Origin of the sequence: Bacillus inaquosorum (assembly GCF_023238325.1) — a bacterium.
In the GTDB taxonomy this organism is placed as follows: Bacteria; Bacillota; Bacilli; order Bacillales; family Bacillaceae; genus Bacillus; species Bacillus inaquosorum.
The window spans coordinates 3,092,141-3,107,982 of sequence record NZ_CP096592.1 but is presented as its reverse complement, the minus strand read 5'-3'; the positions used below and the strand labels follow the sequence as shown (position 1 = coordinate 3,107,982).

General features: G+C 44.0%; 14 protein-coding genes and 1 other annotated feature. Of the genes, 8 read left to right on the top strand and 6 right to left on the bottom strand.

Features of this window, described 5'->3' with window-relative positions; all coding sequences use genetic code 11:
* Positions 1-12 precede the first annotated feature (12 nt).
* The 4 genes from bceR (at position 13) to bceB (ending at position 4,498) form a co-directional block, all read left to right on the top strand.
* Positions 13-708, top strand: coding sequence for a two-component response regulator BceR (gene bceR, locus M1M80_RS15715; protein WP_060400052.1), 696 nt, complete (start codon positions 13-15; stop codon positions 706-708).
* The gene (locus M1M80_RS15710; protein WP_060399323.1) at positions 701-1,705 is read left to right on the top strand and encodes a HAMP domain-containing histidine kinase; all 1,005 of its coding nucleotides are present in this window, start codon (positions 701-703) and stop codon (positions 1,703-1,705) included. Before bceR ends, M1M80_RS15710 begins: the two co-directional genes overlap by 8 nt.
* A gap of 101 nt (positions 1,706-1,806) precedes the next feature.
* Positions 1,807-2,568, top strand: coding sequence for a bacitracin ABC transporter ATP-binding protein BceA (gene bceA / locus M1M80_RS15705; RefSeq protein WP_060399322.1), 762 nt, complete (start codon positions 1,807-1,809; stop codon positions 2,566-2,568).
* Positions 2,558-4,498: a bacitracin ABC transporter permease BceB gene (bceB, locus tag M1M80_RS15700; protein ID WP_060399321.1), complete on the top strand. Its 1,941-nt coding sequence runs from the start codon at positions 2,558-2,560 to the stop codon at positions 4,496-4,498. The genes bceA and bceB overlap by 11 nt, the downstream gene beginning before the upstream one ends.
* 36 nt (positions 4,499-4,534) lie before the next feature.
* Here the strand turns inward: bceB and M1M80_RS15695 are convergent, their stop codons facing one another.
* Positions 4,535-5,281 (bottom strand): LMBR1 domain-containing protein, encoded by a 747-nt coding sequence (locus M1M80_RS15695; RefSeq protein WP_060399320.1) that lies wholly within the window; start codon positions 5,279-5,281, stop codon positions 4,535-4,537.
* 188 nt (positions 5,282-5,469) lie between these two features.
* Here M1M80_RS15695 and M1M80_RS15690 point away from each other — a divergent pair, with 188 nt between their 5' ends.
* Complete coding sequence (locus M1M80_RS15690) at positions 5,470-6,663, top strand: MDR family MFS transporter (RefSeq protein WP_003238004.1); 1,194 nt, start codon at positions 5,470-5,472, stop codon at positions 6,661-6,663.
* A gap of 31 nt (positions 6,664-6,694) precedes the next feature.
* Here the strand turns inward: M1M80_RS15690 and ytvA are convergent, their stop codons facing one another.
* Positions 6,695-7,480, bottom strand: coding sequence for a YtvA family blue-light photoreceptor (gene ytvA / locus M1M80_RS15685; RefSeq protein WP_003238003.1), 786 nt, complete (start codon positions 7,478-7,480; stop codon positions 6,695-6,697).
* 402 nt (positions 7,481-7,882) lie between these two features.
* On the opposite strand from ytvA, the gene M1M80_RS15680 reads away from it, so the two are divergent.
* The 3 genes from M1M80_RS15680 to M1M80_RS15670 all read left to right on the top strand — a co-directional run bounded on the left by M1M80_RS15680 (position 7,883) and on the right by M1M80_RS15670 (position 11,486).
* On the top strand, positions 7,883-8,218 hold the full coding sequence (locus tag M1M80_RS15680; protein ID WP_003246114.1) for a DUF4257 domain-containing protein: 336 nt from the start codon (positions 7,883-7,885) through the stop codon (positions 8,216-8,218).
* Positions 8,219-8,321: 103 nt separating this feature from the next.
* Positions 8,322-8,536 (top strand) — a binding site (T-box leader).
* 109 nt (positions 8,537-8,645) lie between these two features.
* Positions 8,646-11,060: a leucine--tRNA ligase gene (leuS, locus tag M1M80_RS15675; RefSeq protein WP_019259235.1), complete on the top strand. Its 2,415-nt coding sequence runs from the start codon at positions 8,646-8,648 to the stop codon at positions 11,058-11,060.
* Between the two features lie 114 nt (positions 11,061-11,174).
* The gene (locus tag M1M80_RS15670) at positions 11,175-11,486 is read left to right on the top strand and encodes a rhodanese-like domain-containing protein (protein ID WP_003237998.1); all 312 of its coding nucleotides are present in this window, start codon (positions 11,175-11,177) and stop codon (positions 11,484-11,486) included.
* A 22-nt stretch (positions 11,487-11,508) separates the two neighbouring features.
* On the opposite strand, the gene melA is transcribed toward M1M80_RS15670, so the two are convergent.
* The 4 genes from melA to M1M80_RS15650 are packed head-to-tail and all read right to left on the bottom strand — an operon-like array spanning position 11,509 to position 15,838.
* Complete coding sequence (gene melA, locus M1M80_RS15665; protein ID WP_003237996.1) at positions 11,509-12,807, bottom strand: alpha-galactosidase MelA; 1,299 nt, start codon at positions 12,805-12,807, stop codon at positions 11,509-11,511.
* A 19-nt stretch (positions 12,808-12,826) separates the two neighbouring features.
* Positions 12,827-13,657: a carbohydrate ABC transporter permease gene (locus M1M80_RS15660; RefSeq protein WP_060399319.1), complete on the bottom strand. Its 831-nt coding sequence runs from the start codon at positions 13,655-13,657 to the stop codon at positions 12,827-12,829.
* Positions 13,654-14,565 (bottom strand): carbohydrate ABC transporter permease, encoded by a 912-nt coding sequence (locus M1M80_RS15655; RefSeq protein ID WP_060399318.1) that lies wholly within the window; start codon positions 14,563-14,565, stop codon positions 13,654-13,656. The genes M1M80_RS15660 and M1M80_RS15655 overlap by 4 nt, the downstream gene beginning before the upstream one ends.
* Complete coding sequence (locus M1M80_RS15650) at positions 14,558-15,838, bottom strand: ABC transporter substrate-binding protein (protein ID WP_060399317.1); 1,281 nt, start codon at positions 15,836-15,838, stop codon at positions 14,558-14,560. The genes M1M80_RS15655 and M1M80_RS15650 overlap by 8 nt, the downstream gene beginning before the upstream one ends.
* Between the last annotated feature and the right edge of the window lie 4 nt (positions 15,839-15,842).

Genomic DNA, 15,842 nt, shown 5'->3' with positions numbered 1-15,842 from the left:
GCGGTGAGTCAATTGTTTAAACTTTTGCTGATTGAAGATGATGAATCGCTGTTTCATGAAATTAAGGATCGTTTAACGGGATGGTCCTATGATGTATACGGCATTCAGGATTTCAGTCAAGTGCTGCAGGAATTTGCGGCGGTTCAGCCTGATTGTGTCATTATTGATGTCCAGCTTCCTAAATTTGACGGATTTCATTGGTGCCGGCTGATCCGCTCCCGGTCAAATGTACCGATTCTCTTTTTATCCTCCCGAGATCATCCTGCCGATATGGTGATGTCCATGCAGCTCGGGGCAGATGACTTTATTCAAAAGCCGTTTCATTTTGATGTGCTAATTGCGAAAATCCAAGCGATTTTCCGGCGTGTATATCATTATAATACGGAGGCGAGCACGCTCAAAACGTGGTGCGGGGCTGCCATAGACGCAGAGCAGAACCTCGTCAGCAACGACAAAGGCACTGTTGAACTGACTAAAAATGAAATGTTTATTTTAAAACAATTAATAGAACAAAAAAACAAGATCGTCAGCCGGGAAGAGCTGATCAGAAGCTTGTGGAACGATGAGCGTTTTGTGAGTGATAATACGCTGACCGTCAATGTCAATCGCCTGCGAAAAAAACTGGACGCCCTGCAGCTTGGCACATATATCGAGACGAAGGTCGGCCAAGGCTACCTAGCGAAGGAAGAGGATCATTTCTATGATTAAAGCATTCCTCACTGAAAGGCGAAGCTGGATTGCCGTGTTTTTGTTTCAGCAGGTTTTGATTTTGCTCATTGCTTTTGTTGATCCCTCCATTTCATTTGAAAATGTTCTTTATATGGTGTATTTGTGTGTCTTGTTTTTTATGATATTCCTTTGGGTCCGCTATCGGAAAGAAACGGCGTTTTATAAAAGCCTGAAAACATGGGAGAACAATCTTGATGTGACAGCGATAAGTGAACCGGAAACGCCGTTTGAATCAATGATTGAAAGAAGCATTACCGGGCAAACGGAACACTTGAAGCAAACCGCAGACCGGCATCGCTTGGCATTAGAAAATGAAAAAGATGAGCTGATGGCATGGATTCATGAGGTCAAAACCCCATTAACAGCGATGCATTTAATCATTGATAGAATGGAAGACCAAGCTTTGAAATCCCAGCTGTCATATGAATGGCTCCGTATTCACCTGCTTCTTGATCAGCAGCTTCATCAAAAACGCATGTCATTTATTGAAAATGATCTGTCTGTAGAATTCATTCAGCTTCAGCCTTTGATCTTCAAGGAAATCAAAGATTTACAATCGTGGTGTATCCAAAAAGGGATTGGCTTTGATATTCAGCTGGAGGCTGAGGAGGTGCTGAGCGATGCAAAATGGCTGGCATTTATCATCAGGCAGCTGCTGACAAACGCAGTGAAATACAGCGAAGCCTCTGAAATTGAGATCAAAAGCTTTCAAAAAGGGGAGCGGACGCACCTCGAAGTGAAAGACTTTGGCAGAGGCATTGATCAAAAAGATGTGCCGCGTATTTTTGATAAAGGTTTTACATCTACAACGGACCACCATGATCAAGCATCCACTGGCATGGGGCTGTACTTGGCGAAAAAAGCCGCGGCGCCGTTATTGATCCATATTGATGTGCATTCGGAGTTCGGAGCGGGGACAGTTTTTACATTAACCTTTCCAAAACGGAATCAATTTGAACGTGTCATAAGCGTGTGACGAAAATGTCACATGCTTTTCTTTTTTGTTCGCCTAATCGAAGGAAAAGCCCGGCAATCCTTTTTATAATAACATTATCCAATATAAAGGAGACTACGGAAATGATGATTTTAGAAGCGAATAAAATTCGAAAAAGCTATGGAAACAAGCTGAATAAACAGGAAGTGCTGAAGGGCATCGATATTCACATTGAAAAGGGCGAATTCGTCAGTATTATGGGTGCTTCCGGATCGGGCAAAACCACTTTGCTCAACGTACTGTCTTCGATTGATCAGGTCAGTCACGGAACGATCAACATTAACGGAAACGAAATGACTTCTATGAAGGAAAAGCAGCTGGCTGAATTTAGAAAACAGCATTTAGGCTTTATCTTTCAAGATTACAATTTGTTAGACACACTGACAGTAAAAGAGAATATCCTTCTGCCATTATCGATCACGAAAATATCAAAAAAGGAAGCCAATCGCAAGTTTGAGGAAGTTGCAAAGGAACTGGGAATTTATGAATTACGTGATAAGTACCCGAATGAAATTTCCGGCGGCCAGAAGCAGAGAACATCGGCCGGGAGAGCGTTTATTCATGACCCGAGCATTATTTTCGCTGATGAACCGACCGGCGCGCTGGATTCGAAATCAGCCTCCGATCTATTAAACAAGCTGAGCCAGCTCAATCAAAAACGCAACGCCACGATTATTATGGTCACCCATGATCCTGTCGCGGCCAGCTACTGCGGCAGAGTCATTTTTATTAAGGATGGGCTAATGTATACGCAGCTTAATAAAGGGGGCCAAGACAGGCAGACGTTTTTCCAGGATATCATGAAAACGCAAGGCGTGTTAGGCGGGGTGCAGCATGAACATTAATCAGCTCATCCTGCGAAATCTGAAAAAGAATCTTCGGAATTACTATCTGTATGTGTTTGCGCTAATCTTTAGCGTGGCGCTTTATTTCGCCTTTGTCACACTGCAATATGACCCTGCGATTAACGAAGTGAAGGCTTCAATCAAGGGAGCCGCGGCTATTAAAACCGCTTCGATTTTGCTTGTGGCTGTAGTGGCGATCTTCATTTTATATGCCAATACGATTTTTATTAAGAGACGGAGTAAAGAAATCGGGCTGTTTCAATTAATCGGAATGACGAAGCATAAAATCTTTCGCATCTTAAGTGCAGAAAATATCATGCTGTATTTCGGCTCTTTAGCCATCGGGGTATTTGCCGGGTTTTCAATATCAAAGCTTGTGCTCATGATCTTGTTCAAAATTGTCGATGTCGAAGCTGATGCGAAACTGCATTTTTCCGGGCAAGCCTTGATCCAAACGATCATTGTGTTCTGCGGCATTTACCTTTTGATTATGATCATGAATTATACGTTTATCAAAAACCAGAGTATTTTATCTTTGTTTAAAGTGACGTCCTCCACTGAAGATAAAGTGAAGAGAATATCATTTTTCCAGATGCTGATCGGCGCTTTAGGCATCGTGCTGATTTTGACAGGATACTATGTGTCCTCTGAGCTGTTCGGCGGAAAATTTAAGACCATTAATGAACTGTTTGCTGCGATGAGTTTTATCCTGGGGACCGTCATTATCGGGACGTTTCTCTTCTATAAAGGATCGGTTACGTTTATCTCGAACATCATCCGAAAAAGCAAGGGCGGATACTTAAATATTTCCGAGGTCCTGTCACTGTCATCGATCATGTTCAGAATGAAATCAAATGCGTTGCTGCTGACGATTATTACAACCGTTTCAGCGCTCGCCATCGGGCTGTTATCGCTCGCTTATATTTCGTATTACTCTGCAGAAAAGACTGCTGAACAAAATGTAGCGGCTGATTTTTCATTCATGAATGAGAAAGATGCCAAACAATTTGAAAACAGTTTGAGTGAAAGCAACATTTCGTATGTAAAAAAAGAAACTCCCGTTCTGCAAGCAACTTTTGATGTCACACATATCATGGATGGAAACCCGAAAGAAATGCAGGGCGATCCTAGCAAATTACAGCTTGCCGTTGTCAGCGACAAGAATGTAAAAGGAGTCGATGTGGCGGCTGGAGAGGCGGTTTTCTCAGGGTATACCGACTTGCTGCAAAAAATAATGATTTTAAAAGACTCCGGCAGCATTAAAGTAAACAGCAAGCATGAAACGCAACCATTAAACTATAAAGGATTAAGAGATGAGTTTCTTGTATCCTACACGTTCACAAGCGGGGGAATGCCCACAGTTATAGTGGATGACAGCCTGTATAAACGGCTGAACCAAGATAAAGACCCCCGCATTCAGCTCGCGCAATCTGAATTTATCGGCATCAATGTAAAACAAGAAGACCAGCTGGAAAAAGCAAATGAGCTTTTTCAAAAGGTGAACAAGAAAGATCAGCATTTATCAAGACTGGATACAAGCATCGTGCAAAAATCACTGTTTGGTCTCGTTATGTTCATCGTCGGCTTCTTAGGATTAACGTTCCTGATTACATCAGGATGTATCCTTTATTTTAAACAAATGGGTGAAAGTGAAGATGAAAAACCGAACTATACGATTTTGAGAAAACTCGGTTTTACGCAGAGCGACCTGATAAAGGGGATACGCATCAAACAAATGTACAACTTCGGCATTCCGCTGGTTGTCGGCCTCTTCCACAGCTACTTTGCCGTCCAATCCGGCTGGTTCTTATTCGGATCTGAGGTGTGGACGCCGATGATAGTGGTGATGGTGTTATATACTGCGCTCTACTCCATTTTTGGTTTTCTGTCAGTTCTTTATTATAAGAAGGTTATTAAATCGTCGTTGTAAAACAGCAAAAGCTCCAGAGATTCTGGAGCTTTTTGTTTATCGTTTTGGCGCCCGATAACCGGCGTTTTCAGCTTCTTCTACTGAGCAAAACATTTCAGCCGGGTCGGTTGTCCGGTCATAGTATGTACTGCCCGGCGTGTGGTAGATGCCGTTTTTGCTTCCTTTGATATTACAGCCTTCTGCTGTGTCAGCTGTTTTGGCTTCATCACTTTTATTCGTATTGCTGGAAGAACCTCCAGTGTCTTCATGAGAACTGGCAGTTTGGCTTTTTGCCTCTTTTAATTGTTTTTCAAGCTTTGTTTTATCTTGTTGGAGTGTTTTATTTTCAGCCTTTACCGTTTTTGTATCTTCTTTGAGCTGTTTTTGATTTTCTAGAAGCTCTTTCATCTCAGCTTTTAATGATTTCTGAGTCTTTTTTAGTTCGCTATTTTCTTTTTTAAGCTGTTCAAGCTTGCCTTGATCTTCTGTGTTGTCTTTCAATTTCTTTGCTTCAGAGCTGACAGATTTATATTCTTTCTCAAGTTCTTCATGCTCTTTTGTGAGACTTTTGTATTCGGCGTTTAGCGCTGAATATTTTTTCTCAGCATTTGCTGCAGCAGCATCAGGTTCTGACAATCCTGCTCCGGTGAAGAGCAGCACGAGACCTCCTATGAAAAGCGGCCAAAAGAGTCTCTTAGAGAAACGTTTTTCCTTTTTCAGCACATATCTGACGAGGTGATACAATCCATAGCCAAGCGAAATGAGACATGCAAGAAAACCTAAGAATGCTAATACCATTTCCATAAAATTACCCCTTTTTCTATTTATTTTACATTTTATGAACAATATTTGTTAGATTTTTTCACGCTCATCAGTTGAAAAATGTGAGATAGACAGATAGAATGAATGTGCTATGATAACTGGATTCGTACGGAGCCGTTTTAGGTTTCGTTTTTTTCATGAGCTTTTTTAGGTAAGAAAGGGGGATTAGTATGCCGCGTGCTCTTAAAATTTTAATTATTGGAATGTTTATTAATGTGACGGGTGCTTCTTTTTTATGGCCGCTGAATACGATTTATATCCATAATCATTTAGGAAAGTCATTAACAGTAGCGGGGCTTGTCCTCATGCTGAATTCAGGCGCCAGCGTAGCCGGAAATTTATGCGGCGGTGTTTTGTTTGATAAAATCGGCGGCTTTAAATCGATTATGCTTGGGATTGCGATTACGTTAGCAAGCCTGATGGGTCTTGTCTTTTTTCATGATTGGCCGGCCTATATTGTGCTGCTGACGATTGTGGGCTTTGGTTCCGGTGTTGTTTTTCCGGCCAGCTACGCAATGGCAGGATCAGTGTGGCCTGAAGGGGGAAGGAAGGCATTTAATGCGATTTATGTCGCGCAAAACGCTGGTGTGGCTGTCGGATCAGCGCTTGGCGGTGTCGTGGCGTCTTTCTCGTTTTCATATGTATTTTTGGCGAATGCTGTATTGTATCTGATCTTTTTCTTTATCGTATATTTCGGGTTTCGAAATATTCAGACGAAGGATGCGTCTCAAACGTCTGTGCTTGATTATGATGCTGTAAACAGCAAAGCAAAATTTGCCGCGCTCATCATATTATGCAGTGGCTATGTACTTGGATGGCTCGCTTATTCTCAGTGGTCTACCACGATTGCTTCGTACACACAAAGCATTGGAATATCTCTTTCCTTATACAGCGTGCTGTGGACGGTTAACGGAATTTTAATTGTGCTTGGCCAGCCGCTTGTCAGTTTTGTGGTGAAAAAATGGGCGGAGTCGCTGAAAGCGCAAATGGTCATCGGATTTATCATTTTTATTGTATCCTTCAGCATGCTGCTGACGGCAAAGCACTTCCCGATGTTTTTGGCTGCAATGGTGATCCTGACTATCGGGGAAATGCTTGTCTGGCCTGCGGTGCCAACGATTGCCAACCAGCTTGCCCCTAAAGGGAAAGAAGGATTTTATCAAGGCTTTGTCAACAGCGCGGCGACAGGCGGGAGAATGATTGGTCCGCTGTTCGGCGGTTTGCTTGTCGATCACTTCGGCATTCAGGCTCTTGTTTTATCTCTTTTGGTTTTGCTGTTGATCAGTATTGCCACAACGCTTTTATATGACAAACGGATAAAACCGGCAAAAGAAACAAATAGGCAAGCATCAATCTCTTCATAATAAAAGATCCCGCCGGATGAGCGGGATCTTTTTACATGATCGGAAGCACGTTAACGGCATCCTTTACATTTGAATATGTTTTTAGCGATGAAAAATTGGCATCGAGTTTATTCATTTTCATAGCCAATTCGGGCTTAATGCCAGTAATAATTAATTCGGTTCCTGTCAATTTCAGCAAATGGCTCAGCTTGAAAATCTGGTCTGCAGTTTGTTCATTCACTTGTGCCAATCCTGATAAATCAATGATCAGATAATCATCCTTGGATGTTGATAAGATATTCGTCAATGTGCAGACGATGGAATTAAATCGTTCCTCTGTCAGGCTGCCGATCAGCGGAAGAGCCGAAATGCCGTTGCGAATCGGGACAATAGGCGTTGAAAGTGCAGTAATTTCTGTGAGGGAATCCTCGAGAAGCTTTTCATACTCTTTTTGCTTGGTGATGTCTTTTTGAATACCGACAAAATAGGTCTTGCCTTCAATCTCCAGTGGATCAATATTTAATTCATTCCAGAACATTGTTCCGTCTTTTTTGTAGTTTTGGATCTGAACGGTAACCGGCTCTTTATTTTGTAGCGCGGTTCTGATGTTGTCTACTTCAGCGGGGTCTGTGTGTTTTCCCTGTAAGAAGCGGCAGTTCTTTCCTAAAATCTCCTCAGCTTCATAGCCGGTCATTTGAACAAAGCCTTGGTTGACGTAGACAATAGGATTGTCTTCAAGTGCGGGATCTGTAATTACCACACCGACTCGCGCGTGATCAAGCGCTTTTTTGATGACTTCCAGCTGTCCTTGTACTCCAAATGATTGAAAACTAGCCATATAAATCCCCCTTAGGCTGTCAGCTAACTGTGCGAAAGCCTGGTACTCCCCTTTTTGTAATGAATTCTACAGTAACCGTAGCACAACACATGTTCTGATTCAAGCAAGCGCAGTTTGTTGTTTGTCATTAGGGCTTGTCCTCGTATACACTAAAAATAAGAACAGAGATTGAACATATGAACGGAAGAATATTGTATAAGCTTAATAAGTGACTAGGTCAATGTCACTGGGTGAAAAATGAATCCAATGCATCAAGCTTACCGATCATGTGTTCACATATAATGGAAGAAACAAGCTTTTTCAGATTTGCCAGTATGTAGATATCGAAAATCATCGGAATCGTTTAAGGGGGCTGGATGGCCTGAAGTCGCTTTACGAAATAAGGGCTTTAGGAAGGTGATGATGAAGATGCTGCATCAGGTACTCATTGCTTGTGTAATTGGAGGTATCATGGGGATTCTCGGTCATGTGAAAAAGAGAGGCAGGCTGGAGAAGCCCAGAATGACGAAGCGGTTTATCTACCTTGGATTTTTGGAAGATTGGTTTATCGGAATGACGGCTTCCATTTTACTTGTATTATCCGCTGACCCCGATTCAGGAATTCAACTTGTCATCTTATCCATTATCTCAGGCTACGGCGGTGAAGCTGTTCTCAGAAGTTTTGACTTTGTTAGAGAACTGAACAGCGGCGGCGAACCGGCCGAGTCCAAACGTCAAACCAAAACTCCACCCGAATAATTGTCCTCAATCCTCGCCCGTTCAGGGTACATTCCCATTGTATACAAACCTGCTTGCACTTATGAACAGAATTCTATAAAATACAGTTAAGATTACGGTTGCGATAAGAACAATGAAGAGGAGCAGTAAGAAGCAGATATTGTAACAGAGAGTTGACGGCTGGTGAAAGTCAATCAAGTTTGTTTCCGAACTCACCTCAGAGTTGCAGCGGTGAAAAGCCGCTGACGCATAACTGCGTTAAAAGTATCAAGTGAGTGCGGCGAATGCCGCGCTAACGAGGGTGGTACCGCGGGAAAACGAAAGTCTCTCGTCCCTTTTAGGGATGAGGGAGTTTTTTTTAGTTTGGGAATATTCTGAATATAATCCTCTCCTTCCCGTCAATACTTGAACCATAAACGCCGTATTCAATCAGAAGGAGGTTTTTACTTTGAGTTTTCAGCACAAAGAGATAGAAAAGAAATGGCAAACATATTGGCTTGAAAACAAAACATTTGCCACTCTTGATAATAATGAAAAACAAAAATTTTACGCGCTCGACATGTTCCCTTATCCGTCAGGAGCGGGATTGCACGTCGGTCATCCTGAAGGATATACAGCTACGGATATTCTGTCCCGCATGAAGCGCATGCAGGGCTATGATGTCCTTCATCCAATGGGCTGGGACGCATTCGGCCTGCCGGCTGAACAATACGCGCTGGACACAGGGAACGATCCCGCTGTGTTTACGAAGCAGAATATCGATAATTTCCGCCGCCAAATTCAGTCGCTTGGCTTCTCGTATGACTGGGATCGTGAAATCAATACGACTGACCCTGAATACTATAAATGGACGCAATGGATTTTCTTAAAGCTTTACGAAAAAGGCCTTGCTTACGTAGACGAAGTGCCTGTAAACTGGTGCCCTGCGCTTGGAACGGTTCTTGCCAATGAAGAAGTTATTGACGGCAAGAGCGAACGCGGCGGCCATCCGGTCGAGAGACGCCCGATGAAGCAGTGGATGCTGAAAATTACAGCATATGCGGACAGGCTTCTTGAAGACTTGGAAGAGCTTGACTGGCCGGAAAGCATTAAAGATATGCAGCGCAACTGGATCGGCCGTTCTGAAGGCGCGCACGTTCATTTTGCTATAGATGGACATGATGAATCCTTTACGGTGTTTACGACAAGACCAGATACGCTGTTTGGCGCTACATACACTGTGCTTGCTCCGGAACACGCATTGGTGGAAAACATCACAACGGCAGAGCAAAAAGAAGCTGTTGAAGCATATATCAAAGAAATTCAATCAAAGAGTGACCTTGAGCGTACAGATCTTGCGAAAACAAAGACAGGCGTTTTCACAGGAGCTTATGCGATCAATCCTGTAAACGGAGAAAAATTGCCGATCTGGATTGCTGATTACGTTCTTGCATCATACGGAACAGGTGCTGTCATGGCTGTTCCTGGCCACGATGAGCGCGATTTTGAATTCGCCAAAACATTCGGCCTTCCGGTGAAGGAAGTTGTGAAAGGCGGAAACGTTGAGGAAGCAGTGTACACTGGCGACGGCGAACATGTGAACTCTGATTTTCTGAACGGCCTTAACAAGCAGGAAGCGATTGAGAAAGTGATTGCTTGGCTGGAAGAAACGAAAAACGGTGAGAAGAAAGTGACGTACCGTCTGCGTGACTGGCTCTTCAGCCGCCAGCGTTATTGGGGCGAGCCGATTCCGGTTATTCATTGGGAAGACGGAACATCTACGGCTGTGCCGGAAGAAGAGCTGCCGTTGATTTTGCCGAAAACGGATGAAATCAAACCGAGCGGAACAGGCGAATCACCGCTTGCGAACATTAAAGATTGGGTGGAAGTCACAGACCCTGAGACAGGGAAAAAAGGAAGAAGAGAAACGAATACAATGCCGCAATGGGCGGGAAGCTGCTGGTATTTCTTGCGCTATATTGATCCGCGGAATCCGGATCAGCTGGCATCACCAGAGAAATTGGAAAAATGGCTTCCTGTTGATATGTATATCGGCGGCGCAGAACATGCCGTGCTTCACCTTCTGTATGCCCGCTTCTGGCATAAGTTCCTTTATGATATCGGCGTAGTGCCGACGAAAGAACCGTTCCAAAAGCTGTACAATCAAGGAATGATTCTCGGCGAAAACAACGAAAAAATGAGTAAATCTAAAGGGAATGTCGTTAACCCTGACGAAATCGTTGCCTCTCACGGTGCTGATACACTGAGATTGTACGAAATGTTCATGGGACCGCTTGATGCTTCAATCGCCTGGTCTGAATCAGGATTAGACGGCGCTCGCCGCTTCCTTGATCGCGTATGGCGCCTGTTTGTTGAAGACAGCGGTGAGCTTAATGGCAAAATCGTTGAAGGCGCTGGTGAAACATTGGAGCGCGTGTATCATGAAACGGTCATGAAAGTCACAGACCATTACGAAGGCCTTCGTTTCAACACGGGTATTTCCCAGCTGATGGTCTTTATTAATGAAGCTTATAAAGCAACAGAGCTGCCAAAAGAATATATGGAAGGCTTCGTGAAGCTTCTTTCTCCTGTCGCGCCTCATTTAGCGGAAGAACTTTGGGAGAAACTTGGCCATTCCGGCACGATTGCATATGAAGCTTGGCCTGTATATGATGAAACGAAACTTGTGGATGATGAAGTTGAAATCGTTGTTCAGCTGAACGGAAAAGTAAAAGCAAAATTACAGGTTCCTGCCGATGCGACGAAAGAACAGCTGGAACAGCTTGCTCAAGCAGATGAAAAGGTCAAAGAGCAGCTTGAAGGCAAAACGATTCGAAAAATCATCGCGGTGCCTGGCAAGCTTGTCAATATTGTGGCAAACTAAGCCAGAAAAAATCCCCTTTGTCAAAGGGGATTTTTTTTCATCAGTCTCTAAATAGCAATCGCCCAGCTGACTTTGATATACTGAACATGATCATTGTGAATAGGAGTGTTTTCTTTGGAGATAAAAGAAATCAGCACAGCCGCTTTGAAAGAAAAAATTGAGGCGGACGAAGAACTATATTTAATTGATGTAAGAGAAGATGAAGAAGTGGCGGAAGGCATGATCCCGCAAGCCGTTCATATTCGGATGGGGGATATTCCTGAAAAAATGGACACCCTTGATAAAGACAAAGAGTACGTATTTATCTGCCGCTCAGGAATGCGCAGCATGAATGTCTGCAGGTACTTGGATGAGCAAGGCTTTAAAACAGTCAATGTTGAAGGCGGCATGATGGCCTGGGAAGGCGAAACAAAACCAAAAAACTAGGGGAGAGCGGTCCCCTAGTTTTTTATTTGTATTCCGGAAGCCAATCGCCGTGTGCTGCAAATAAATCGTCACACATGGAAATGATGTCAGTCATGGAAAGCTCCGCGCTTGTATGCGGATCAAGCATTGCCGCTTGGTAAACCGCTTCTTTTTTCCGTGTGACAGCGGCTTCAATTGTCATCAGCTGTGTATTAATATTCGTTCGGTTTAAGGCTGCAAGCTGCTCAGGCAGTTCTCCGGCGAAGCACGGGGTAATTTTTTTTCTGTCGGCGACGCATGTCACTTCCACAACCGCTTTTGAAGGCAGATTGGTGATCAATCCTGTATTCAAGACATTTCCTCCGAAGGTGAACGGCTCGTTCGTTTCCATTGCTTCTATAATTCTTGAACCATATTCCTTTGAGCGCTTGTGCGTAAGGTTTTTATTGTTGACGATATCATCCCGCATTTTCTCCCAATCTTGAATCTGTTTGACGCATCTTCTCGGATATTCGTCGAGCGGGATTTGCAGCTCGCTGATCAGCTCGGGATAGTTCCGTTTAATAAAGTATGGATGGTATTCTGCGTTGTGTTCGGACGATTCGGTAACATAATAGCCGAACTTATCCATCAATTCAAACCGCACCATATCATGATGCTTTGTTTTTTGTTTTTCTTTCGCTCTCCTTTTGATTTCCGGATAGAGATCAGCGCCGTCTTTTTTGACTTCCAAAAGCCAAGCCATATGATTGATGCCCGCGATGCGTTCCTCGATTCCGTCATGCTCCATTCCGAGAGATTTGAATAAATCCTTCGTGCACACTTGAACACTGTGGCAGAGCCCGATTGTTTTGATATTCGTATAGCGGAGCATGGCGCCTGTAAGGGAGGCCATTGGATTTGTATAGTTTAAAAACCACGCATCCGGGCACATGTCTTCCATATCTTTTGCGATATCAAATAAGACCGGGATGGTTCTGAGTGACCTGAAGATTCCGCCGATGCCGACTGTGTCGGCAATCGTCTGACGCAGCCCGTACCGTTTAGGAATCTCGAAATCTATGACTGTGCTCGGTTTATATCCTCCAACCTGGATCGCATTGATGACATAGCTTGCGTTCTGCAAGGCGAGTTTTCTGTCATCGTAGCTGTTGATGGCCACGCTCGGGTTATAGCGGTCTCTCAGATTTTCGAGCATGAGCTGGGATTCCTGCAAGCGTTTTGGATCAATGTCAAAAAGTGCGAATTCAAAGCCATTCAGCGCTTCTGTTAACAAGCAGTCTCCCAAAACATTTTTGGCGAAAATGGTGCTCCCTGCACCGATAAATGTAATCTTTTTCATATGGCTTCCTCCTTTAATGTTATCCCTTTACCGCTCCAGATGACAGGCCGGCAATAAAGTATTTTTGCAGCGCCAAAAACAGAATAACCATCGGCAGCATCGCCATGAGCGCGGCTGCGGCAACTAAATGCAGATTGTTGGCGTTTTCTCCGAAAAAACCTGCCATGGCCACTGTTAATGTTTGAACCTTTTGATCTTGTAAAAAGAAAATCGCAAATTGATAGTCGTTCCATATGAAGACACAGGAAATAATACAGATGGTCGCAGTGATCGGCTTCAGCAGAGGAAACACGATCGTAAAAAAGATTTTCAGCATGCCTGCGCCGTCAATTCTTGCGGCTTCTTCAAGCTCTTTTGGAACGGTCGAACGGATAAAGCCTGAATACAAGAATACGGTTAACGGCATATAAGCCGCTGTATTGATCAAAATGGCGATGGCGTGTGTATTGACCATTCCGGCGTCCACGACCATTCTGTACAAAGGCACCATGGACGTTAACGGAGGGATGATCATAATGGATATCAGCAAGGCGAAAACGGCTTTATTCAGCTTCGTTTCCCGCCGGGCAAGAGGGTAGGCGGCAAGTGAGCCGAATACGATCAATAACAAGGCAGAAAAACCTGTGATGATAATGGTGTTCATAAAAGAGTTTCCAAGCGAAGCGCGCTCCCATGCCTCTGAAAAATTGTGAAAGGAGATGTCAGCTGGAAACAGCCATTTTGAACTGTAGTCTCCTTTTGCTTTTATTGAAGTGGTCAACAGGATGTAAAAAGGAATAAAATGCGCAAAGGCCACAATGGCGGCAAGAATCGTAATGATCCGCAGGTTTTTTGAACGGGCGGCTTTCATGACATTTCCGTCTCCTTTCTTTTAAAGTACGCAAGCGCGCAAAAGCTAATGATCAAAATGACAAATGCCATAAATATGCCTTGCGTTGCGGCATAGCCGGCATCCTGCCGTTTGAAGTACAAATCATACATAAACGTGGACATGGATTGCGACGCATTTCCGGGGCCGCCTGCGGTGAGCGCGATAATGACGTCAAACAGCTTTAAGCCTCCGATAATATTGATGACCATATTAATCGTGATCGAGGGCATTAGCAGCGGCAGCGTGATCGTGAAAAACTGCTGGCCTTGTTTCGCGCCATCCATTTGCGCCGCTTCGTAGTAGTCTTTCGGAATGCTTTGCAGGCCTGCTAAGTAGACTACCATAGCGATCCCGACATATTGATAGGTGTTAATCATGACAATGATCCACGGATTGAGCGATGGACTAGCTAGCGCATTGATCGGGCTGATGCCGAATACACTGAGCAAATCGTTGAGCGCGCCTCCGTCATAGGAGAAGAAAAAGTACCAAATGTAACCCATAATGAGCGGGCTGATCATCACCGGCAAATACACAATTGTTCTTGTTATCGCTTTCATTTTAATGCTTTGATTTAAGAGCAGGGCGTACAAGAGTCCAACCACGTTTTGAAAAAAGGTGCTGCCGAGCCCGTAAAGCAGCGTGTTTTTTAAGATGTGCCAAGTATCAGGATCAGAAAACAGCCTTTCATATTGCGCGAACCCCACCCATTGGTAGACTTGTGAAAAGCCGTTCCAGTTTGTAAAGGTGATCAATGCACCTTTCACAAACGGATAAATCATAAAGACCAGAACGGAGAGCAAAGCAGGAATATACATCCACCAAAGTGAGGACTGCTTTTTCGGCTTAACCTGTTCCACATGAACATCCCTTGCGATCTCACTCATTGTTTTCAGCTCCCTGTGTTTCCGATTGCTCCCGGAGTCGTTTATATTCTCTTTCCAGCTTCTTCGAAATCTCTTGAGGTGTCAAAATGTCAGCCGCAAGCTCCTGCCCGACCGTGCCCAGGACGTCCCACATTCCGTTTGGCAGGTATAAACGGTCGAAGTAAGGTTCGACTTTGACATCTTGATAATGCTCATAGTCATTTGCGTAGAAAATATCAGCTTTCACATTGGTCAGCCCTGAAGGAAGTGATGTGGCTTCAGCCATTTGTTTGGCATTGGCGGAACGGGCCATAAATGCGATAAATTCTTTTGCTTCTTTTAAGCGGGGCGAGTCTTTCCATGCCGCAAGCGTGTAGCGTTCGCCGCCGATCCATATTGGGTCATCTCCGGCATGTATGGCAGGTGTCGGGATAATGCCGACCTTGACGTTCGGGTTGATCTGGGCAACGTCCTGGCCGAGTGTGCCGCCTTGCATTGTAAAGGCGATTTTGTTTTGGGCCATTAATTCAATCAGCTGTGATTTTTTTGCGGTTACGGCGTCAATATTGATTAGTTTTTCTTTCTGCATTTGTTTAAGGATGTCTGATAAATAAGTGAATTTGCTCCAATGAAAGGTACCGTTGATGAGCTGTTTTTTTTCATTATGGGCAGGATCTGTGATGAGAAGAGGTGTAGCGAATTGGTCGTAATATTGGGCGAATGAGCTTTTGTCATATCCGGCAAACCAGAAGGGAACAATCTTTCCCTTGCTCTTTTCTTTAATCGTTCTCAGCGCTTTCATAAAGTCATCCATCGTTTCCGGCGGATCAATGCCGTAACGGTCTAAAATATTACGATTATACGCCAAACCGTCTTTTGCCTGATTGATCGGATAGGCATACACCTTTCCGCTTTTATTTTTGAGGATGCTGTTTAAATTAGGATCGAGATCTTGAGTCCATTCCATATCCCGGAGATCTGCTGTATATTCTCCGTATCTGATTTTCCCCCAGCCATGTGTATCGAAAAGATCAGGCAAATCATTGGCTGCCATTCTGACACGCATCATATTTTCATAGTCATTGCCTGGGAAATGAAGGCTGACACGAATGTCACTGTGTTCCTTTTCAAACGCTGCCGCTAGTTTTCTGAACGTAGCTCTTTCACTGTCCGTTGACATTGTAGAATAAATGGTTAACGTCTTTTTTGCGGTATCTGCTGAGCTTTTTTCTGCTGAGCAGCCGGGCAGAATAAGCAGAATAAGAGAGAGAAATAAAACAAAAGTGTGTTTCATCTTT